This window comes from Bradyrhizobium sp. YR681, from assembly GCF_000282615.1.
In the GTDB taxonomy this organism is placed as follows: Bacteria; Pseudomonadota; Alphaproteobacteria; order Rhizobiales; family Xanthobacteraceae; genus Bradyrhizobium.
Genome location: NZ_AKIY01000271.1, coordinates 1 through 20,512 on the forward strand (window position 1 = coordinate 1; position 20,512 = coordinate 20,512).

The 20,512-nt window shown below is 66.0% G+C and carries 16 protein-coding genes; 5 read left to right on the forward strand and 11 right to left on the reverse strand.

Annotation, left to right across the window (positions count from 1 at the left end):
* Positions 1–129: 129 nt before the first annotated feature.
* Positions 130–1,620: an IMP dehydrogenase gene (gene guaB, locus PMI42_RS29780; protein ID WP_008141420.1), complete on the reverse strand. Its 1,491-nt coding sequence runs from the start codon at positions 1,618–1,620 to the stop codon at positions 130–132.
* Between the two features lie 440 nt (positions 1,621–2,060).
* Here guaB and PMI42_RS29785 point away from each other — a divergent pair, with 440 nt between their 5' ends.
* A complete protein-coding gene (locus tag PMI42_RS29785) occupies positions 2,061–3,551 on the forward strand; it encodes an MFS transporter (protein ID WP_008141421.1) in 1,491 nt (496 codons plus the stop codon).
* 106 nt (positions 3,552–3,657) lie between these two features.
* Here the strand turns inward: PMI42_RS29785 and PMI42_RS29790 are convergent, their stop codons facing one another.
* Positions 3,658–4,344: an RlmE family RNA methyltransferase gene (locus PMI42_RS29790; protein ID WP_008141424.1), complete on the reverse strand. Its 687-nt coding sequence runs from the start codon at positions 4,342–4,344 to the stop codon at positions 3,658–3,660.
* Between the two features lies 1 nt (position 4,345).
* Positions 4,346–5,431, reverse strand: a complete 1,086-nt coding sequence (locus PMI42_RS29795) for a Ppx/GppA phosphatase family protein (protein WP_035967014.1) — start codon at positions 5,429–5,431, stop codon at positions 4,346–4,348.
* A 210-nt stretch (positions 5,432–5,641) separates the two neighbouring features.
* On the opposite strand from PMI42_RS29795, the gene PMI42_RS29800 reads away from it, so the two are divergent.
* A complete protein-coding gene (locus PMI42_RS29800) occupies positions 5,642–8,014 on the forward strand; it encodes a xanthine dehydrogenase family protein molybdopterin-binding subunit (protein ID WP_008141428.1) in 2,373 nt (790 codons plus the stop codon).
* Positions 8,015–8,168: 154 nt separating this feature from the next.
* On the opposite strand, the gene PMI42_RS29805 is transcribed toward PMI42_RS29800, so the two are convergent.
* Positions 8,169–8,969, reverse strand: coding sequence for a hypothetical protein (locus PMI42_RS29805; RefSeq protein ID WP_008141430.1), 801 nt, complete (start codon positions 8,967–8,969; stop codon positions 8,169–8,171).
* Positions 8,970–9,076: 107 nt separating this feature from the next.
* Between PMI42_RS29805 and PMI42_RS29810 the strand changes: the two genes are divergently transcribed.
* From PMI42_RS29810 to PMI42_RS29820, 3 genes are read left to right on the forward strand one after another with little or no spacing between them, the layout of a single operon-like run.
* A complete protein-coding gene (locus PMI42_RS29810) occupies positions 9,077–9,580 on the forward strand; it encodes a YaiI/YqxD family protein (RefSeq protein ID WP_008141432.1) in 504 nt (167 codons plus the stop codon).
* 2 nt (positions 9,581–9,582) lie between these two features.
* Entirely contained in the window at positions 9,583–11,394 is a 1,812-nt protein-coding gene (locus PMI42_RS29815; RefSeq protein WP_008141434.1) for an ABC-F family ATP-binding cassette domain-containing protein, read from the forward strand.
* A gap of 28 nt (positions 11,395–11,422) precedes the next feature.
* Positions 11,423–12,502 carry a D-TA family PLP-dependent enzyme gene (locus PMI42_RS29820; RefSeq protein WP_008141436.1) on the forward strand — a complete coding sequence of 360 codons (1,080 nt, stop codon included), beginning with the start codon at positions 11,423–11,425 and terminating at the stop codon, positions 12,500–12,502.
* Positions 12,503–12,673: 171 nt separating this feature from the next.
* Here the strand turns inward: PMI42_RS29820 and PMI42_RS29825 are convergent, their stop codons facing one another.
* The 7 genes from PMI42_RS29825 to PMI42_RS29855 all read right to left on the reverse strand — a co-directional run bounded on the left by PMI42_RS29825 (position 12,674) and on the right by PMI42_RS29855 (position 20,476).
* Positions 12,674–13,894 (reverse strand): BaiN/RdsA family NAD(P)/FAD-dependent oxidoreductase, encoded by a 1,221-nt coding sequence (locus PMI42_RS29825; protein ID WP_081502965.1) that lies wholly within the window; start codon positions 13,892–13,894, stop codon positions 12,674–12,676.
* On the reverse strand, positions 13,891–14,808 hold the full coding sequence (locus PMI42_RS29830; RefSeq protein WP_008141440.1) for an SDR family NAD(P)-dependent oxidoreductase: 918 nt from the start codon (positions 14,806–14,808) through the stop codon (positions 13,891–13,893). The genes PMI42_RS29825 and PMI42_RS29830 overlap by 4 nt, the downstream gene beginning before the upstream one ends.
* A 216-nt stretch (positions 14,809–15,024) precedes the next feature.
* Positions 15,025–15,504 carry a MaoC family dehydratase gene (locus PMI42_RS29835; RefSeq protein WP_008141442.1) on the reverse strand — a complete coding sequence of 160 codons (480 nt, stop codon included), beginning with the start codon at positions 15,502–15,504 and terminating at the stop codon, positions 15,025–15,027.
* Positions 15,505–17,223, reverse strand: a complete 1,719-nt coding sequence (locus tag PMI42_RS29840) for an AMP-binding protein (RefSeq protein ID WP_008141444.1) — start codon at positions 17,221–17,223, stop codon at positions 15,505–15,507. It lies immediately after the preceding gene.
* A 127-nt stretch (positions 17,224–17,350) separates the two neighbouring features.
* Positions 17,351–18,259, reverse strand: coding sequence for a 3-hydroxyisobutyrate dehydrogenase (mmsB, locus tag PMI42_RS29845; protein ID WP_283805809.1), 909 nt, complete (start codon positions 18,257–18,259; stop codon positions 17,351–17,353).
* Positions 18,260–18,266: 7 nt separating this feature from the next.
* Positions 18,267–19,334, reverse strand: a complete 1,068-nt coding sequence (locus PMI42_RS29850) for an enoyl-CoA hydratase/isomerase family protein (RefSeq protein WP_008141448.1) — start codon at positions 19,332–19,334, stop codon at positions 18,267–18,269.
* A complete protein-coding gene (locus PMI42_RS29855; RefSeq protein ID WP_008141450.1) occupies positions 19,331–20,476 on the reverse strand; it encodes an isobutyryl-CoA dehydrogenase in 1,146 nt (381 codons plus the stop codon). The genes PMI42_RS29850 and PMI42_RS29855 overlap by 4 nt, the downstream gene beginning before the upstream one ends.
* Between the last annotated feature and the right edge of the window lie 36 nt (positions 20,477–20,512).

Below are 20,512 nucleotides of genomic sequence, written 5' to 3' on the forward strand. Positions count from 1 at the left end.
GATCCAGTATTCCAGAGGCGGCTGCGATTGAACCGAGAAGCCGCGGTGTACTGGATTCCCCGCCTTCGCGGGGAACGACAGCGGAGAAAATGGCGGCGCGCCGAAACCGACGCGCAGCAGAGGGTGACCCTAACCGCCGCCCGGATAGTTCGGGCTCTCGCGCGTGATGGTCACGTCGTGCACGTGGCTTTCGCGCAGGCCGGCGCCGGTGATGCGGACGAAGTTCGCCTTCTCGTGCAGCTCCTTCATGTCCTTGGCGCCGACATAGCCCATTGCCGCGCGCAAGCCGCCGGCGAGCTGGTGCATCACGTTGCCGACCGGGCCCTTGTAGGGCACCTGGCCCTCGATGCCCTCAGGCACGAGCTTGAGCGTGTCCTTGATGTCCTGCTGGAAGTAGCGATCGGCAGATCCGCGCGCCATCGCGCCGACCGAGCCCATGCCGCGATAGGCCTTGTAGGAGCGGCCCTGCCACAAAAAGACTTCGCCCGGTGTCTCGTCGGTGCCGGCGAGCAGCGAGCCGACCATGGCGATGTCGGCGCCGGCGGCGAGCGCCTTGGCGAGGTCGCCGGAGAACTTGATGCCACCGTCGGCGATGACGGGAATATCCGACTTCTTCGCCGCCTCGACCGCGTCCATGATCGCGGTGAGCTGCGGCACGCCGACGCCGGCGACGATGCGCGTGGTGCAGATCGAGCCCGGGCCGATGCCGACCTTGATGCAGTCCGCGCCCGCATCGATCAGTGCCTGCGCACCTTCGGTGGTGGCGACGTTGCCGGCGACGACCTGCACCGAGTTGGACAGGCGCTTGATGCGGTTGACCGCATGCAGCACGTGACGGGAATGGCCGTGCGCGGTGTCGACGACGACGAGATCGACGCCGGCATCGATCAGCCGCTCGGTGCGCTCGAAGCCGGTGTCGCCGACCGTGGTGGCGGCGGCGACGCGGAGGCGGCCCTGCGCGTCCTTGCAGGCGAGCGGATGGGCGACCGCCTTCTCCATGTCCTTCACGGTGACGAGGCCAACGCAGCGATACTGCTCGTCGACGACCAGCAGCTTCTCGATGCGATGCTGGTGCAGCATCCGCCGCGCCTCGTCCTGGCTGACATTCTCGCGCACCGTGACGAGGCCTTCATGCGTCATCAGCTCGGAGACTTTTTGCCGGCGGTCGGTCGCAAACCGCACGTCGCGGTTGGTGAGGATGCCAACCAGCTTGCCGGGCGTGTTCTTGCCGGCGCCGGTGACGACGGGAATGCCGGAGATGCCGTGGTCGCTCATCAGCTTGAGCGCGTCGTCGAGCGTCGCATCGGGGCTGATGGTGAGCGGGTTCACCACCATGCCCGACTCGTAGCGCTTGACCTGCCGCACCTGGGCGGCCTGCCCTTCGGGATCGAAATTGCGGTGGATGACGCCGAGGCCGCCGGCCTGCGCCATGGCGATCGCCATGCGGGCTTCGGTGACGGTGTCCATGGCGGAGGCCATGATCGGGATGTTGAGCGGAATGGCGCGGGTGACGCGAGAGCGGATGTCGACCTCGCCTGGCATCACGTCCGACAGGCCCGGCTTCAACAGCACGTCGTCGAACGTAAAGGCTTCGCGAATGCCTTGTTGCACCGTGGCCATGTGCCAACTCCTTCCGCGGCCCTGCCGCAAATAGCTATGGATGAGCGCCGCCCTCGGCGTGCCTTGCGGCATCGCCGGAGAATCGGAGCCCATCGGTGGGGTTGACGCGGGTCGATAGCACGGCCGCGTGACGAATCAAAGCAATTCGGCCCGCTGGCCAGCCATGCACAGGCTTTTTAGGTAAATTCGCCGTGGACAGCCGGGGCGACGTCCCATCCCACCGTCATTCCGGGGCGCGACGCTCGCGCCAAGTGGCGCGCCCCGGAGTGACGACGGCGCGGAACGACGTGTCCGGCCATCGGGCGCAACCCGGAAGAGAGGGTCACATCGTTGTTACGCAGGATTTAGGTGCTATGCGTTGATCCGCAATGGTCCCGGCCGAGTCGTGGTGTTAAGCCGCAATTGCCGCCCCTCCTTCCGATTTTCATTACCAATCCGTCATGGTCGACAAGCAACGCATCATTCCGCTGATCGTGGCCACTGCTCTCTTCATGGAGAACATGGACTCGACTGTCATCGCCACCTCATTGCCGGCGATCGCGGCCGACATCGGCACCAGTCCGCTGACGCTGAAGCTTGCGATCACGTCCTATCTGCTCTCGCTCGCGGTGTTCATCCCCGCAAGCGGCTGGACCGCCGACCGGTTCGGCGCACGGATGGTGTTTGCGATCGCGGTCGGCGTGTTCATGGTCGGCTCGGTCGGCTGCGCGCTCTCGACCTCGGTCACCGACTTCGTCTTCGCGCGCATCCTGCAAGGCATGGGCGGGGCGATGATGACCCCGGTCGGCCGCCTCGTGCTGCTGCGCTCGGTCGACAAGAGCGCGCTGGTCAATGCGATGGCCTGGGTGACGGTCCCTGCCCTGATCGGCCCGGTGATCGGCCCGCCGCTCGGCGGCTTCATCACCACCTATGCGTCCTGGCACTGGATCTTCCTGATCAACATCCCGATCGGGCTGCTCGGCATCTTCATGGCGCTGAAATTCATCGATCCAATCAAGAGCGAGGAGCGCGAGCCGTTCGATCTCTACGGCATGGTGCTCGCTGGCATCGGCCTCGCCGGCATCGCGTTTGGTCTATCGGTTACCGGCCTCAACCTCCTGCCCTGGAGCACGGTTGCTGCCCTGGTGGCCGGTGGCGCGATCTCCATGACGCTCTACGTCATTCACGCCCGGCGGACCGGCTCGCCAGTGCTGGACTTCTCGCTGCTGAACCTGCCGACGCTGCGCGCGGCGATCCTCGGCGGCTTCCTGTTCCGCCTCGGCATCGGCGCGCTGCCGTTCCTGCTGCCGCTCCTGATGCAGATCGGATTCGGCCTGTCGCCATTCCAGTCCGGCCTCGTCACCTTCGGCTCATCGCTCGGCGCCATGGGCATGAAGACGCTGGCCGCGCGCATCATCCGCACCTTCGGCTTCCGCAATCTGATGACGGTGAACGCGATCGTCAGCGCGTTCTTCCTCGGCATCTGCGCACTGTTCACGGTGACGACGCCGCTGCTCATCATCCTCGTCATCCTGGTGGTCGGCGGCTTCTTCCGCTCGCTGGAGTTCACCGCCATCAACACGGTTGCCTATGCCGAGGTCGAAACCGCGCAGATGAGCCGCGCCACCACGCTCGTCAGCGTCAATCAGCAGCTCGCGGTCTCCGCCGGCGTCGCGGTCGGCGCAGCCTCCGTGGAGACGACGATGTGGCTCAGCCATGTCAGCGAGCTCAACGCCACCGTGTTCGCGCCCGCCTTCGTCGTGGTGGCGCTGACCTCGGCGGTGTCGAGCTGGTTCTTCTGGCAAATGCCCGCGGATGCCGGCAACGAGATCTCCGGCCGCAAGGCGGTGGACATTTCCAGCCGCAAGGGTGCCGCGAAGAGTGCCGCGAGTGCCGCCGTCAAGACGGCGACGGAGGATACGCAGGACGTGCGGGACCAGCGGCTGGGATAGTCTCTCTTCGCGTCATTGCGAGCGCAGCGAAGCAATCGAGAGTCCCTCCGCAGAGACAGTCTGGATTGCTTCGTCGCTTCGCTCCTCGCAATGACGGAGTCTGCAGCTACTGCTTCGCGTCGCCGCGAAATCCCGTCGCCAGCACGTAGCGCTCCGACGAATCCTGCCGGCTGGCGGCTGGCTTAACGTGGCGCACCGTCGCAAAGTCGCGCTTGAGCTGGGCGAGCAGCTCGGCGTCGGCACCGCTCTGGAACGCCTTGGCCAGGAACGTGCCACCGGGCTTGAGCACGTCGCACGCGAATGCCGCCGCGGTCTCGATCAGGCCGACGATGCGAAGCTGGTCGGTCTTGCGGTGACCGGTGGTGTTGGCGGCCATGTCGGACATCACGATGTCGGCGCCGCCGCCGAGCATCGCAGTGAGCTTCGCGGGTGCGTCATTGTCCATGAAGTCGAGCTGCGCGAAGTCCACGCCGGCAATCTCGGGCATATCAAGCAGATCAATCGCAACGACCTTGCCCTTGCCGTCCACTGAGCCGACGCGCTTGGCGGCGATCTGGCTCCAGCCGCCCGGCGCCGCGCCGAGGTCGACCACGGCCATGCCGTGCTTCAGCAGCCGGTATTTGTCGTCGATCTCGAGCAGCTTGAACGCGGCGCGCGAGCGATAGCCCATCGCCTTCGCCTTGACGACATAGGGATCGTTGAGCTGCCGTTCCAGCCACAGCTTCGACGACAATTTGCGCTTGCCGCCGGTCTTGACCTGGACGTGCAAGCGGCCGGTGGTGTCTTTCGCCATCTCACCAGCTCCTGAGCGCGCCGTCCTCGCGCATCATCTCGACCAGCATGCCTTCGCGCAGGCCCCGGTCGGCGACGCGCAGGCGCGGCAGCGGGAAAGCCCGCCTGATGGCATCGAGGATGGCGCAGCCGGCGAGCACGAGATCTGCGCGCTCGACGCTGATGCAGCTGTTGCTGGCGCGCTCCTCGTAGCTCATGCCGAGCAGCTTGTTGATGGTCGCGGTGATGTCGGTGTCGTTCATCCAGATGCTGTCGATGCGGCGGCGGTCGTAGCGCGCGAGATTGAGATGGATGCCGGCGAGCGTCGTCACCGTGCCCGAGGTGCCGAGCAGATGCATGTCCGCGAGATCTCCGCCGTGCTGTTCGGCGAACGGCGCGACGTGCCGTGCGACCTCGCTCTCCATCGCGGCATAGATCTCCGGCGTCACGTCGCGGCCGCCGAACTGTTCGGCAAGCGTGACCACGCCATAGGGGATCGACATCCAGGCCTTGATACGCGGTTCCGGATTGGCGGGATCGCGCTCGATCCGCACCAGCTCGGTCGAGCCGCCGCCGATGTCGAACAGGATCGCACCCTTGCCCCTGGGGTCGACCAGCGGCGAGCAGCCGAGCACGGCGAGCGCGGCCTCGGTCTCGCGGTCGATCACCTCGAGCTCGATGCCGGTCTCGGCCGCGACGCGGCTGCGGAAACCTTCGGCGTTGGAGGCCGCGCGGCAGGCTTCGGTCGCGATCAGCCGCAAGCGGCGCGCTTTGCGCAGATTGATCTTGTCGCGGCAGATGCTGAGCGCCGCGATGGCGCGCTCGATCGCGGCCTCGCTGATGCAGCCGGTCGCCGAGACGCCCTCGCCGAGCCGAATGATGCGCGAGAAGGAATCGACCACGCGAAAGCCGTCGCTGGTCGGACAAGCGATCAGCAGCCTGCAATTGTTGGTGCCGAGGTCCAGCGCCGCATAGACGCCGGTTCCCGGCGCTTGCGCGGCGACGGCCGGTTCGGGGGCAAAAGCCACCGCCGCCATCGACCCCTCGAGCTCACCGCGCGGCCCATGATGCGTACCATGGCCGTCGCGGAGCCGCGTGTGGTCATTCATACAAACTGTCTTTCCCCGGCCCAAGGGCCGAGCTGGAATTGCTTTTTCGCCTGAAACATTAGCAGCGCGGCAGGCCTGCGCAACAACGCATCACATAGGACCATGCCCATTCGTGCGTTGTCGTGAACGGGGCGGTGGGTTATTTTTGGAGGGTCCGGCCCTCTAGGCGCCCCCCAAAACGCGCAATTGCCGGCTTTTCAGGTCAATTCCATGCAAGAACACACCAAATCGTCCACGCTCGAAAACGCTATTGCACTGCAAAAATATGGCGTCGGACAGCCCGTCCGCCGCAAGGAGGATGATACGCTGGTGCGCGGCAAGGGCCGCTACACCGACGATTTCAACCTGCCCGGCCAGGCCCATGCCGTGGTGGTCCGCTCGACCCATGCCCATGGCCTGATCCGCGGCATTGGCCTTGATGCCGCCAAGGCGATGCCGGGCGTGCTGGGGGTGTGGACCGGCAAGGACCTCGATGCCGCCGGCCAAGGCCCCTTCACCTGCGGTCTGCCGCTGAAGAGCCGCGACGGCTCGCCTTTGCTCCAGACCAACCGCCAGCCGCTGGCGACCGACAAGGTCCGCTTCGTCGGCGATCCCGTCGCCTTCGTGGTGGCGGAGACGCTGGCCCAGGCGCGGGACGCGGCCGAGGCAGTCGAGCTCGACATCGAGCCCCTGCCGGCGGTGACCGACCCGGAGGAGGCCACCCAGCCCGGCGCGCCGCTGCTCTACGACCACATCCCGAACAACGTCGCGCTCGACTACCACTATGGCGACATGGACAAGGTCAACGCCGCCTTCGCCAGCGCAGCCCACGTCACCAAGATCGACATCGAGAACACCCGCGTCGCCGTGGTCTCGATGGAGCCGCGCGTCGGGCTCGCCTCCTACGACAAGACCACGGAGCGCTACACCATCCAGATGCCGACGCAGGGTGTCGCGGGCAACCGCGCCAACCTCGCCAAGAACCTGAAAGTGCCGAACGAGAAGGTGCGCATCCTCACCGCCAATGTCGGTGGCTCCTTCGGCATGAAGAACGTCAACTACCCCGAATACATGTGCATCCTGTACGCAGCGAAGGCGCTGGGACGCCCGGTGAAGTGGCTCGACGAGCGCTCGACCAGCTTCCTCTCCGACAGCCATGGCCGTGCGCAGAAGATCCATGCCGAGCTCGCGCTCGACGCCGAGGGGCACTTCCTCGCGGCCAAGCTCTCCGGCTACGGCAATCTCGGCGCCTACATCACCGGCGTTGCGCCGGGGCCGCTGTCGCTCAACACCGGCAAGAACTTTTCCAGTGTCTATCGCACGCCGCTGATGGGCGTCGACATCAAGACGGTGCTGACCAACACCACGCTGATGGGGGCCTATCGCGGCGCCGGCCGGCCCGAGGCGAACTACTATATGGAGCGGCTGATCGACCGCGCCGCCGACGAGATGGGCATCAACCGGCTGACCCTGCGCAAGCGCAACTTCATCAAGCCGAACCAGATGCCGTTCCCGGCCTCCTCCGGCGTCACCTATGACAGCGGCGACTTCCAGGCCGTCTTCAACAAGGCGCTCGAAATCTCCGACCACGAGAATTTCGCCAAGCGCAAGAAGGAGAGCAGGAAGGCCGGCAAGCTGCGCGGCATCGCGGTCGGCTCCTATCTCGAGGTCACCGCGCCGCCGAGCCCTGAGCTTGGCAAGATCGTGTTCGATCCCGACGGTTCCGTGCAGCTCATCACCGGCACGCTGGATTACGGCCAGGGCCACGCCACGCCGTTCGCGCAGGTGCTCTGTGAGCAGCTCGGCGTTCCCTTCGAGAGCGTGAAGCTGGTCCAGGGCGACAGCGACATCGTCCACACCGGCAACGGCACCGGCGGCTCGCGCTCGATCACCGCGAGCGGCCAGGCCATCGTGGGAGCGGCCAAGCTCGTCATAGAAAAAGGCAAGCGCGCAGCCGCGCACATGCTGGAGGCGTCCGAAGCCGACATCGAGTTCGCCGACGGCAGCTTCACCATCGCCGGCACCGACCGCAGCATCGACATCATGGAGCTTGCCAAGAAGCTGCATGACGGCAAGGTGCCGGACGGCGTGCCCGACTCGCTCGACGTCGACCACACCAGCGATCCCGTCGCCTCGGCCTTCCCGAACGGCTGCCACGTCGCCGAGGTCGAGATCGACCCTGACACCGGCGTGGTGCAGATCGTCCGCTACAGCGCGGTCAACGATTTCGGCACGGTGATCAACCCGATGCTGGTCGCGGGCCAGCTCCATGGCGGCGTGGTCCAGGGCATCGGCCAGGCGCTGATGGAGCACGTCCGCTACGACGAGAGCGGCCAGCCGATCACGGGCTCGCTGATGGACTATGCCCTGCCCCGCGCCGAGGACGTGCCGAACATGACGGTCGGCGATCATCCCGTGCCGGCCACGACCAATCCGCTCGGCAGCAAGGGTTGCGGCGAAGCCGGCTGCGCCGGCAGCCTGTCGACGGTGGTCAACGCTGTGGTAGATGCGCTCTCCGACTACGGCATCAAGCACATCGACATGCCGCTGACCCCGGAGCGGGTGTGGCGCGCGATCCAGGATGCGAAAGGCAAGGCGGCGTAAGGCTGCGCTCGCTTCCGCTTCCACAACAATGCTGTCATCGCCCACGAAGGCGGGCGATCCAGACCGAGGGGCCGCGGCGTACTGGATGCCCCGCCTGCGCGGGGCATGACACCGTCTTTGGGGCGAGCGCTTGTCGCCTGATCACCATCGGTGCCTACGCCGCCGCCTGCTCCCGCGGCTGGTAGATTGCGGTGTGCTGGCAATACGCGAGCGGCGTTGTGCCGTTGGCGACGACCAGCGCGTCGAGCTCGACGAAGCGGTGGCCCTTCTTCTCGTAGTTCGCGGTCACCTTGGCCCGCGCAGTGATCTCGTCGCCGGCGCGCACGGCCGACAGCAACTGCATGCGACTGCCGACGTGAATCCATGGGCCCAAGATAGTGTTGTCGACGAGGACGCGATTCATCACGCGCTGGATCAGACCGGGATGGCCGAGCCCCTCGCGCGCGAAGATCAGATCGGCTTCCCTGACATCGGCGAGATAGTCAGTCGCATCCTGGCCGGCCCAGCGACGGGGCGTCGTGCCAAGCCATTTGCCCATCTCGAAGGTCGCGGGGCTGACCGGCTTGCGTTCGGCAACCGCGGGGACCTCGACATAGTCGCTCAGCGAAACCGTCGGCGCAGCCGCCGGCAGCGAGGCCGTCCCCGTCGCGCAGAGTTCGGTGCGGCTGAACACCTCGATCGTGAGCAGACCATTGTGCTCGGTCGCGTCCACGTCCGCAGTCTCGCCGTCATAGACCGGCTTGATGAAACGGGCTTCGATCAGGCCGCGCGACAGGAAATCGCGCCTCCAACGCGCCACCGGCACGTGCATCATGTAGGCGAAAACGTCGACGCCCGGGACCAAGCCGCCGGAAAAGCCGAAGCGGCGCGCCACATTGTCGTCATGCATCTTGTTTTCGGACTGTTTTGCCGTGTTGTAGGCCTCGACGCGGTAGGTTTCGAGCCGGTTCGGCATGGCTGGCCTTCCCCAAAATTCTTGTTGTTTCGGGGCTGATCGTAGGGCCCGGGGAACACCGGTCAATCCCCTCGCCTTTGCGGCCCGAATGGGGTACCACGCGGCGAATGACTGACACTCCGACCCGCATCTACGTGGACGCCGACGCCTGTCCGGTGAAGGACGAAATCTACCGCGTCGCGAGCCGGCACGGCGTGCCCGTGAGCGTGGTCGCCGGCAATTTTATCCGCGTGCCTCACGATCCCCTGATCGAGCGCATCGCAGCCGGTGCCGGCATGGACGCGGCCGACGACTGGATCGCGGAGCGGGCCAAGCCCGGCGACGTCGTGATCACCTCCGACATCCCGCTGGCGAGCCGCTGCGTCAAGGCGGGTGCCGACGTGATCGCGCCGAACGGCAAGCCGTTCACCGAAGAGTCGATCGGCATGACGCTGGCGGTGCGCAACCTGATGACGGATCTGCGCTCGGCCGGCGAAGTCACCGGCGGCCCGCGATCGTTCGCGCCGCGCGACCGCTCCACCTTCCTCTCGGCGCTCGACCAGACGCTGCGCCGGATCCAGCGCCGCCGCGCCGACCAGGGCGCGACGAGCCAGAACTCGAGTCAAAGCTGATCATGGCGCCGCCGCTGATCCAACTCAAAGACATCAAGCTGACCTTTGGCGGCACGCCGCTGCTGAGCGGCGTCGAGCTCAATGTCGCGCCTTCCGAGCGCGTCTGCCTGATCGGCCGCAACGGCTCCGGCAAATCGACACTGCTGAAGATCGCGGCGGGCCTGGTCGAGCCCGACGGCGGCACGCGCTTCGTGCAGCCAGGCGCGACCGTTCGCTATCTGCCGCAAGAGCCTGATTTCGGCGACCACAAGACCACGCTGGCCTATGTCGAGGCTGGGCTTGCGCCGGGCGACGATCCCTACCAGGCGCGCTACCTCGTGGAGCAACTCGGGCTCACCGGCAACGAGAACCCGGCCAACGTCTCCGGCGGCGAGGCCCGCCGCGCAGCTCTGGCGCGGGTGCTGGCGCCCTCGCCCGACATTTTGCTGCTGGACGAGCCGACCAACCACCTCGATCTCTCCACCATCGAATGGCTGGAAAAGGAGCTCGACAGCCGCCGCGGCGCGCTGGTGATCATCAGCCACGATCGCCGCTTCCTCACCAATCTCTCGCGCTCGACCGCATGGCTCGACCGCGGCAAGATCAAGCAGATCGACCGCGGCTTCGCCTCGTTCGAAACCTGGCGCGACGAGGTGCTGGCCGAGGAAGAGCGCGACCAGCACAAGCTCGACCGCAAGATCGTGGACGAGGAGCATTGGCTGCGCCATGGCGTCTCCGGCCGCCGCAAGCGCAACGTCAAGCGGCTCGGCAATCTGCACGCGCTGCGCGACCAGCGGCGCAACTATCGCGGCACGGCCGGCACCGCCAGCCTCGCCGCGGCCGAAGCCGACCAATCCGGCAAGCTCGTGATCGAGGCCAAGGGCGTCACCAAGGCCTTCGGCGAGCGCGTGATCGTCGACAATTTCTCGACCCGCATCCAGCGCGGCGACCGGCTCGGTATCGTCGGCCCGAACGGCGCCGGCAAGACCACGCTGGTCAACCTGCTCACCGGCGGCGGGCAGCCCGATACCGGCACCGTGCGGCTCGGGGCCAATCTGGAGACGGCCACCCTCGACCAGCACCGCGAAAGCCTCGATCCCAAGTCGACGCTGGCCGAAGCGCTCACCGGCGGCCGCGGCGACCAGATCATGGTCGGCGGCAAGCCGAAGCATGTGGTCGGCTACATGAAGGACTTCCTGTTCGCGCAGGAACAACGCGGCACGCCGGTGGAGGTGCTCTCGGGCGGCGAGCGCGGCCGGCTGATGCTGGCGCGCGCACTGGCAAAGCCGTCGAACCTGCTGGTGCTGGACGAGCCGACCAACGATCTCGACCTCGAGACCCTCGACGTGCTGGAAGACATGCTCGGCGACTACGAGGGCACCGTGATCCTGATCAGCCACGACCGCGACTTCCTCGACCGCGTCGTCACCTCGGTGATCGCGCCGGAGGGCAACGGCAAGTGGACCGAATATGCCGGCGGCTACAGCGACATGCTCACGCAGCGCGGCGCGGACCTCAAGCGCGAGAGCGCGAAGACGCAGCCGGCTGCCGAGAAGAAAGAGGAGCGCTCGTCTGCGCCCGCCTCCGCACCCAAGCGGCGGTTGAGCTTCAACGAGAAGCACGCGCTGGAGACGCTGCCGAAGAAGATGGAGACGTTGCAGGCCGATATCGCAAAGCTGCAGCGTGTGCTCGATGATCCCAACCTCTACGTCAAGGATCGCAAGAAATTCGACGATACCTCGGCCGCTATCGCCAAGGCGCATGACGAACTGTCCGCCGCCGAAGAGCGCTGGCTCGAACTTGAAATGCTCCGTGAAGAAATCGAACAGGCCTAGCGCGCATTCCGCCAACTCAGAGACTCCCATGACCACTCCCCTCGCCGCAAAAATCGCCCGTGAGTACGGCACGCCCTGCGCCGTCATCGACATGGACAAGGTCGAGCGCAACATCGCGCGGATCCAGAAGGCCTGCGATGACGCAGGCGTCGCTAACCGGCCGCATATCAAGACGCACAAGAACCCGACGATCGCGAAGATGCAGGTCGCAGCGGGCGCCAAAGGCATCACCTGCCAGAAGATCGGCGAGGCCGAGATCATGGCCAATGCCGGCATCGACGATATCCTGATCAGCTATAACCTCCTCGGCGAAGAGAAGATGGCGCGCCTCGGCGCGCTGAACGCCAAGACCAACATGACGGTGGCCGCCGACAATTCGACCGTTGTTGCAGGCCTGCCCAAGGCCGCCGCGGCTTCTGGCCGTCCGCTCTCCGTCGTGGTCGAATGCGATACCGGCCGCAAGCGTGCCGGTGTCGAGACGCCGGCGGAGGCAATCGCACTGGCGCGCGAGATCGCCGGGTCCAAGGGGCTGGAGTTCGCCGGCTTCATGCTCTACCCGACCGAGACCGGCTGGGGCGACGCGCAAAAGTTCTACGACGAGGCGCTGGCCGGCGTCCGCGCGCACGGGCTCGATGCAAAAATCGTCTCGACCGGCGGCACTCCGAACCTCGTCAACATCGGCAAGCTCAAGGGCGGCACCGAGCATCGCTTCGGCACCTATATTTACAATGATCGCATGCAGGTCGCGGCCGGCTCTGCGACCTGGGACGACTGCGCGCTGCACATCTATTCGACGGTGGTGAGCCGCGCCGCGCCCGAGCGCGGCATTCTGGATGCCGGCTCGAAGACGCTGACGACGGACACCGGCGGCCTCGACGGCCACGGCCTGATCCTGGAGCATCCCGAAGCCAAGATCGCGCGCTTTGCCGAAGAGCACGGCTTCCTTGATCTGTCCCGCAGCAACACCCGGCCGAATGTCGGCGACGTCGTCCGCATCGTGCCCAATCATGTTTGCGTCGTCGTCAACATGATGGACGAGGTCGTGATGGTCCGCGGCGAGGAGATCATCGGCACGCTGCCGGTGGCCGCGCGCGGGAAACTAAGGTAGGGCTGCGGAGCGCCCGCGTATCCTTCGAGGCTCGCCGCGCGGCGCTTTCGCACCGCGTCGCTCGCACCTCAGGATGACGCTCTCGTTATATGGTCCTTGGGATGACGCTCTCTCGTAGCCGTCACCCTGAGGTGGCCGCTTCTTCAGCGGCCCTCGAAGGGCGACGGCGTTCTAGGAACGCTTAAGCCATTCCAGCGCACCCCTACCCGCGGCAGCCCCCGTCGCAAACGAGGCCTGCAGCAGGTAGCCACCGGTCGGCGCCTCCCAGTCCAGCATCTCGCCGGCTGCGAATACGCCCGGCAGCTTGCGCAGCATGAAGCGTTCATCGATCTCGTCGAAGGTCAACCCGCCCGCGGTCGAGATCGCGCGCTCGATCGGGGCAACGCCGGTAAGCTGAACCGGAATGGCGTTGATCAAATTGGCAAGCTCCGCCGGCGAGAACGCGGCCAACGAGCGCCCCGACGCGATCGCCGCCTCCTGCATCAGCCCGATGCCCACCGGCGACAGCTGCGCCGCCTTGCGCAGGAAGTTTGCGAGCGACTGCTTGCCGCGCGTGCCTGACAGGCGCGTGGTCAGCGAGGCAGCGTCGAGGTCGGGCCGCAATGAGATGGTAAGCCGCGCGTGTCCGAGACCCAGCACCGCCTCGCGCAGCTCCGCCGACAGCGCGTAGATCGCGCCGCCTTCGATGCCGTCCCGAGTGATCATCGCCTCGCCGCGCACCGAGTGCGCGCCGATCGTCAGCGCCACGCCCTTGAGCGGCTGGCCCTCGAAGCGGTCGCGGAAGACGTTGGACCATGCGACCGTGAAGCCGGAATTGGCCGGCCGCAGCTTTGAAATGGCAACACCTTTCGCGGCGAGATAATCGACCCACGCGCCATCCGAACCGAGCCGCGGCCAGCTCGCGCCGCCGAGCGCGAGCACGACTGCCATCGGGGCAACGGCAAGCACGCCATCGGGCGTTTGAAACCGTAGCCGCCCCTTCTCGTCCCAGCCGGTCCAGCGATGACGGAACGCGAACCGCACGCCGGCCGCATCGAGTCGCCGCAGCCAGGCGCGCAGCAAGGGCGAGGCCTTGAATGTCTTTGGAAACACCCGCCCGCTGCTGCCGACGAAGGTCAGCTGACCAAGGGCCGCACTCCAGTCGCGCAGCGCGTCGGGCGGAAACGCTTCGACCGCCGCGCGGAGATGCGGCATCGCCTCCCGGTAGCGCGCGAGGAAATCCGCCAGCGGCTCGCTGTGGGTGAGATTGAGCCCGCCGCGACCCGCCATCAGGAATTTGCGGCCGGCGGACGGCATGGCGTCGTACACGGTGACGCGCGCGCCGCCCTGCGCCAGAACCTCCGCCGCCATCAGCCCGGCGGGACCGGCACCGATGACGGCGACGTCACTCAGAGCTTGATCCCCGCCCGTGCCGCGGCCTGCGCGACGTATTTCTGCGTCTGCTCGAACGCACCCGTCAGCGCCTTTGCCTTCGACATGTCGCTGATCTCCGCGAAATGCGCGGCGACCGCGTCCGGCGTCCATTCGGATTCCGGCAGGTTGATGCCTTCGCTCTCCAGAATCTTGATCACCGCAAACGAACCGGCACCGGCACCCATGATGGTGCGGGTCGGCGCGTCCTCGCTCAGCATGTATTCGACCGCGGGCGTGATCGCGTTCGGCTTCATCAATTGCAGCGCCTGCGGGGGAAGCAGCTCTTCCGTCATACGGGTCGCCGCCGTCGGCGAGATGATGTTGACACGGATGTCGGTCTTGCGGCCTTCCTCGGCGAGCACATTCATCAGGCCGACCATACCGGACTTTGCCGCACCGTAATTGGCCTGGCCGAAATTGCCGTAGAGGCCGGACGACGACGTCGTCAGCACAATGCGGCCGTAATTGCGATCGCGCATCCCGGCCCAGACCGCCTTGCAGCAGTAGAAGGTGCCGACGAGGTGCACGTCGAGCACCTTCTGGAAATCGGCGGCTTCCATCTTGCCGAATGACTTGTCGCGCAGGATGCCGGCGTTGGCGCACATGAGGTCGACGCTGCCCCACTCCTTGGTGGCGCGCTCCACCATTGCGGTGACCTGCTCGAAATTCGACACGTCGGCGCCGTCAGCCATCGCGGTGCCGCCGGCCTTGCGAATCTCCTCGACCACCGCTTCGGCCGGCGAGAGCGAACCGCCGCTGCCGTCGCGCGCACCGCCAAAATCGTTGACCACGACCTTGGCGCCGCGGCTGGCCAGCCCCAGCGCATGCGCCTTGCCGAGGCCATTGCCCGCGCCGGTGACGATGGCGACACGTCTGTCAAACCTGATTGCCATTATGCAGTTCCTGCTTCTTCCTTCTCCCCTTGTGGGAGAAGGTGGCGCGAAGCGCCGGATGAGGGGTCTCTCGCCACAGACGCGTTCGCGGAGAGAGACCCCTCACCCGCCTCGCGTTCCGCGAGGCACCCTCTCCCACAAGGGGAGAGGGTTCGAGCGCACCGATTTGGACAGCTTTTGAGCAGCGATGGAGGACCGGGTCAAGCCCGGCCGGACTTACGCGAAATAGATCAACCCGAGCCAGTCGGCGACCAGCGCAGGCTTGTCCTCGCCTTCGATCTCCACGGTGACGTTGGTGCGGGACTGCAATTCGTTCGGCTTGCGCAGCTTGGCTTCCGCCAGCACGAAGCGGCCGCGGACGCGCTTGCCCGAGCGCACCGGCGAGATGAAGCGCAGCTTATCGAAACCGTAATTGACGCCCATCGTGGTGCCGGCGATCACAGGCATCACCTCGTAGGACATGATCGACAGCAGCGACATCGTCAGGAAGCCGTGCGCGATGGTCGTGCCGAAGGCGGTTTCCTTCTTGGCGCGCTCAGGGTCGACATGGATGAACTGGTGATCCTCGATCACGTCGGCATAGGTGTCGATGCGAGGCTGGTCGATCAGGTGCCATGACGACACGCCGATCTCCTTGCCGACCATGGCCTGATAGGCATCGAGGGAAATCGGCGGCTTCTTCCAGACTTCGTTCACTTAGGTCTCACTCCGTGTCTTCGGCAGTTCCGGAAAATCCTCCTCGCGGAATTCCCGGCCACGCAGCGGATCGTTGCGATCATCGTCGCGTTCCAGCCGTCGTAGCTGCACGCGGCGGATTTTGCCAGAGATCGTCTTCGGCAGCTCGGTCACGATTTCGAGGCGGCGGATGCGCTTGAACGGCGCAAGGCGCGTGTGCAGGTGCTTGAAGATCGAGAGCGCCGTCTCAGGCGTCCGCTCGGCGTCTGCCGTCAGCAGCACGAAGGCCTTGGGGATCGCGAGCCGGATCTGGTCCGGGCTCGGCACGACAGCAGCTTCGGCGACGAGCTCATGCTCGAGCAGCACGCTCTCCAGCTCGAACGGGCTGATGCGATAGTCCGAGGATTTGAAGACGTCGTCGGAGCGGCCAACGAAGGTCAGATAGCCGTCCGCATCTTCGAACACGACGTCGCCGCTGCGATAGAGCGCGCCCTCGGCGCCCGAGAGCTTGCCGTCGTCGCCCTGATAACCCTGCATCAGGCCGGCGGGACGGTCCGCGCCGAGCACCAGCGTCACCTCGCCCTCCCTTGCAGGATTGCCGTCGGCGTCGCTGACCTGGACGCGATAGCCCGGCAGCGGGCGGCCCATCGAGCCGATCTTGATGGGCTGCCCCGGCGAATTGCCGGCAAGCGCCGTGGTCTCGGTCTGGCCGTAGCCATCGCGGATGGTAAGGCCCCAGGCGGCCTGCACCTGGTCGATCACTTCAGGATTGAGCGGCTCACCGGCGCCGCAGACCTCGCGCAATGCGACCTTGAACGAGGCCAGGTTCTCCTGGATGAACAGCCGCCACACCGTCGGCGGCGCGCACAGCGTGGTAACCCCGCAGCGGCCGATGGTGGCGAGCAGAGCCTTGGCATCGAAGCGCGGCTGGTTGACCACGAACACAGTCGCGCCCGCGTTCCACGGTGCGAAGAAGCAGCTCCACGCGTGCTTGGCCCAGCCTGGCGATGAGATGTTGAGATGGACGTCGCCGGGCTTCAGCCCGATCCAGTACATGGTAGAGAGATGGCCGACCGGATAGCTGCGCTGGCTGTGCAGCACCAGCTTCGGCTTTGCGGTGGTGCCCGAGGTGAAGTAGAGCAGCATCGGGTCGTCGGCATTGGTCGGACCATCAGGCGCAAAACTCTCGGAAGCCTTTGCCGCGTCATCGTAGGCGAGCCAGCCATCGGAGGCAGCACCGACCACGATGCGCACGACATTTTCGGTGCCAAGGCTCGAAAACTTTGCGACCTGGTCCTGCGCGGCGACGACTGCCTTCGCCTTGCCGCGGTCGAGCCGATCCCGCAACTCGTCCGCGGTGAGCAGCGTGGTCGCGGGGATCACGACCACGCCCAGCTTCATCGCCGCCAGCATCGTCTCCCACAGCGGGACCACATTGCCGAGCAGCAGCAACAGATGATCGCCGCGCTTCAGGCCCTGCGCGCGGAGGAAGTTCGCGACCTGGTTGGAGCGCTTCGAAAGCGCCGCAAAGGACAGTTTCGTCTGCTTGTCCTGGGCTGCATCGACGATCCAGAGCGCGGGCCGGTCCTTGCTGTCCGCATTTGCGGCCAGCCCGGCGTCGAACCAGTCGAGCGCCCAGTTGAAGGGAACCGGATCGGGCCAGCGGAAGTCCCTGACCGCTGTCTTGTAATCCGTGCGGTGCTTGAGCAGAAACGCCCGCGCTTCCTGAAAGGTGGTCATGGTTCGAGCCCGTCGAATTGATCTTCGAACGTAGCCCAGATGGAGCGAAGCGCAATCCGGGGCCGGTCGCGCCAGTCGAGGGAATGTCCCGGATTTCGCTTCGCTCCATCCGGGCTACGAAGCCTCGCTATTTGCCGGCGAGGCTACGAACGTGCTTGATAATTCCGGAAAAATCCACCCCGCCCTGGCCTGCCTTGTCGAAGGCCTGGTAAATCTCCTGCGCATGCTGGCCGAGCGGCGTCGCGGCGCCCGCGGCCTTCGCCGCGTCCTGCGCCAGGGTCAGGTCCTTCACCATCAGCGCCGAGGCAAAGCCCGGCTTGTAGTCGTTGTTGGCGGGCGAGGTCGGCACGGGACCCGGAACCGGGCAATAGGTCGTCAGCGACCAGCACTGGCCCGACGAGGTCGAGGCAACGTCGAACAGCGCCTGATGCGAGAGGCCGAGCTTCTCTCCGAGCGCAAAGGCTTCGCTCACCGCGATCATGGAAATGCCGAGGATCATGTTGTTGCAGATCTTGGCCGCCTGGCCTGCGCCGGCACCGCCGCAATGCACGATCTTCTTGCCCATCTTCTCCAACACGGGCTTGGCCGCGGCGAACGCGCCCTCCTCGCCGCCGCACATGAAGGTGAGCGTCGCGCCCTTGGCCCCACCGGTGCCGCCGGAAACCGGCGCGTCGACCGAAAGCACGCCGTTCTTGGCTGCGAGCGCATGGGCGGCCCGCGCGCTCTCGACGTCGATGGTGGAGCTGTCGATGATCAGCGCGCCCTTGGTCATGGCGGGCACGACCTCGTTCCAGACGCCGAGCACGTGCTTGCCGGCCGGAAGCATGGTGACCACGACATCGGCGCCCTTCACCGCACCCGCAGCGCTGTCGGCGATGCCGGCGCCGTCCGCTTTGGCTTGCGCACGCGAGGCCTCGACGAGGTCGAATGCCACCACCTTGTGGCCGGCCTTGACGAGGTTGGCGGCCATCGGGCCACCCATGTTGCCCAGACCAATGAATGCGATCGTGGCCATCTTCATTTCCTCCGCTTGAATGACGTTGTTAGTTGAACTTCAGCTCGTCGGCGCCGATCTCCGCGAGATACGGTGCCAGCATCTGCGGCGTCACATCCTCGATCCGCGGTGGGGAAAAGGTCGGATTGCGGTCCTTGTCGATCACGGCGGCGCGCACGCCTTCGCGGAAATCGTCGCTGCGGAACACCTCCAGCGCGGCGCGATATTCGCGCACCAGGCACTCTTCCAGGCTCGACGCCGTGCGCGCAAGCCGCAGCAGTTTCAGCGCCACCACCATGCCGCGCGGCGATTTTTCGTTGAGCGTCTTCAGTGTCGACAGCGCGAACTCGGAGCCGTCACGCTTGAGCGCGGCGAAGATTTCTTCCATGCGGTCGAAGCCGAACAACGCGTCGATCATCGCCTGCTTTGCCGCGACAGGACCCGCGGCATCGCCGGTCGCGAAACCGTTGATGAGCTTGCTGATATCGGTCGCGGCCACGCCCGCGCGAAGCTTCGTCAGCGCCTCGCGCAAATCCGGCCATTTGGCGGCCGGGACCACTGCATCGGCAAATTTCGCGTGGATCGCATCGGGCCCGTTCATGGTCTGGCCGGTCAAGCCGAAATAGGTGCCGATCTCGCCGGGCGAGCGCGACAGCAGCCAGGTGCCACCGACATCCGGAAAAAAACCGAGGCCGACCTCGGGCATCGCGAGCTTGGTGCGATCGGTCACGATTCGATGGCTGGCGTGGCCTGAAAGGCCGACACCGCCGCCCATCACGAGCCCATCCATGAAGGCGACATAGGGCTTCGGATATTTCGCGATCCGCGCATTCATGATGTATTCCTGGCGCCAGAACCGCGCGCCGAGATCGCCGCCTTCGTGCGAGCTCTCCCAGAGGCCCCGGATATCGCCGCCCGCGCAAAGCCCGCGCTCACCGGCACCTTCCAGGATGATCACGGCGACTTCCGGATCGGCCTCGAACTGGTCCAGCGCCGCGTCGATGCCCATGGACATCTCCAGCGTCATCGCGTTGATCGCCTTGGGACGGTTGAGGCGGATCACGCCCGCCGCGCCCTCGCGGCGAACGATCAGATCGCCCTCTTCCCCTGAACTCATCGCGCGCCCTCGATCAATTTGCGCGCCACGATGAGCCGCATGATTTCGTTGGTGCCTTCGAGGATCTGGTGCACGCGCAGATCGCGCACGATCTTCTCGATGCCGTATTCGCTGAGGTAACCGTAGCCGCCGTGCAGCTGAAGCGCATGGTTGGCGACCTCGAAGCCGACATCGGTGCCGAAGCGCTTTGCCATGGCGCAGAGCATGGTGGCATCGGGGTCTTTCCGGTCGAGCGACGCAGCAGCACGCCAAAGGAAGGTGCGCGCGGCCTCGAGCTCGATCGCCATGTCGGCGAGCTTGAATTGCAGCGCCTGGAATTCGTCGAGACGCTTTCCGAACGCCTTGCGCTCCTTCATGTAGGCGCGCGCCTTGTCGAGCGCTGTTTGGGCACCGCCAAGAGAACACGCCGTGATGTTGAGGCGGCCGCCATCGAGGCCGGCCATCGCGATCTTGAAGCCGACGCCTTCCTCGCTGAGACGATTGGCAACCGGCACGCGGGCATTCTCGAACATCACGGCGCGGGTCGGCTGCGCGTTCCAGCCCATCTTGCGCTCGTTGGCGCCGAAAGAGACGCCCGGCGTCTTGCCGTCGATGACGAGGGTCGAGATGCCGCCGGGGCCATCGCCGCCGGTGCGCACCATCGCGACGAGCAGATCAGTGCCTCCGGCGCCGGAGATGAACTGTTTCTGGCCGTTGAGGACGTAATGGTCGCCATCCCGCGTGGCGCGTGTGCGGAGCGCCGCTGCATCCGAGCCGGCGCCCGGCTCTGTCAGGCAGTAGCTCGCGATCAGGTCCATGGTGCAGAGCTTTGGCAGCCATGCGTGGCGCTGGGTGTCGCTGCCATAGGCGTCGATCATCCAGGACGCCATGTTGTGGATCGAGATGAAGGCCGACGTCGTCGGACACCCCGTCGCCAACGCTTCAAAAATCAGCGCTGCGTCGAACCGCGTCATGGCGGAGCCGCCGACATCCTCGCGGATGTAGATGCCGCCCATGCCGAGCGTCGCCGCCTCGCGCATCACGTCGACGGGGAAATGTTTTTCCTCGTCCCAGCGCAGCGCGTGCGGCGCGATCTTCTCCGCCGCAAACGCCAACGCCATGTCGCGAACCGCGACCTGATCCTCGTTCAGAGCGAACTGCATGCCGGGCTGCTCATTTTTCTCTCGTCATTGCGAGCG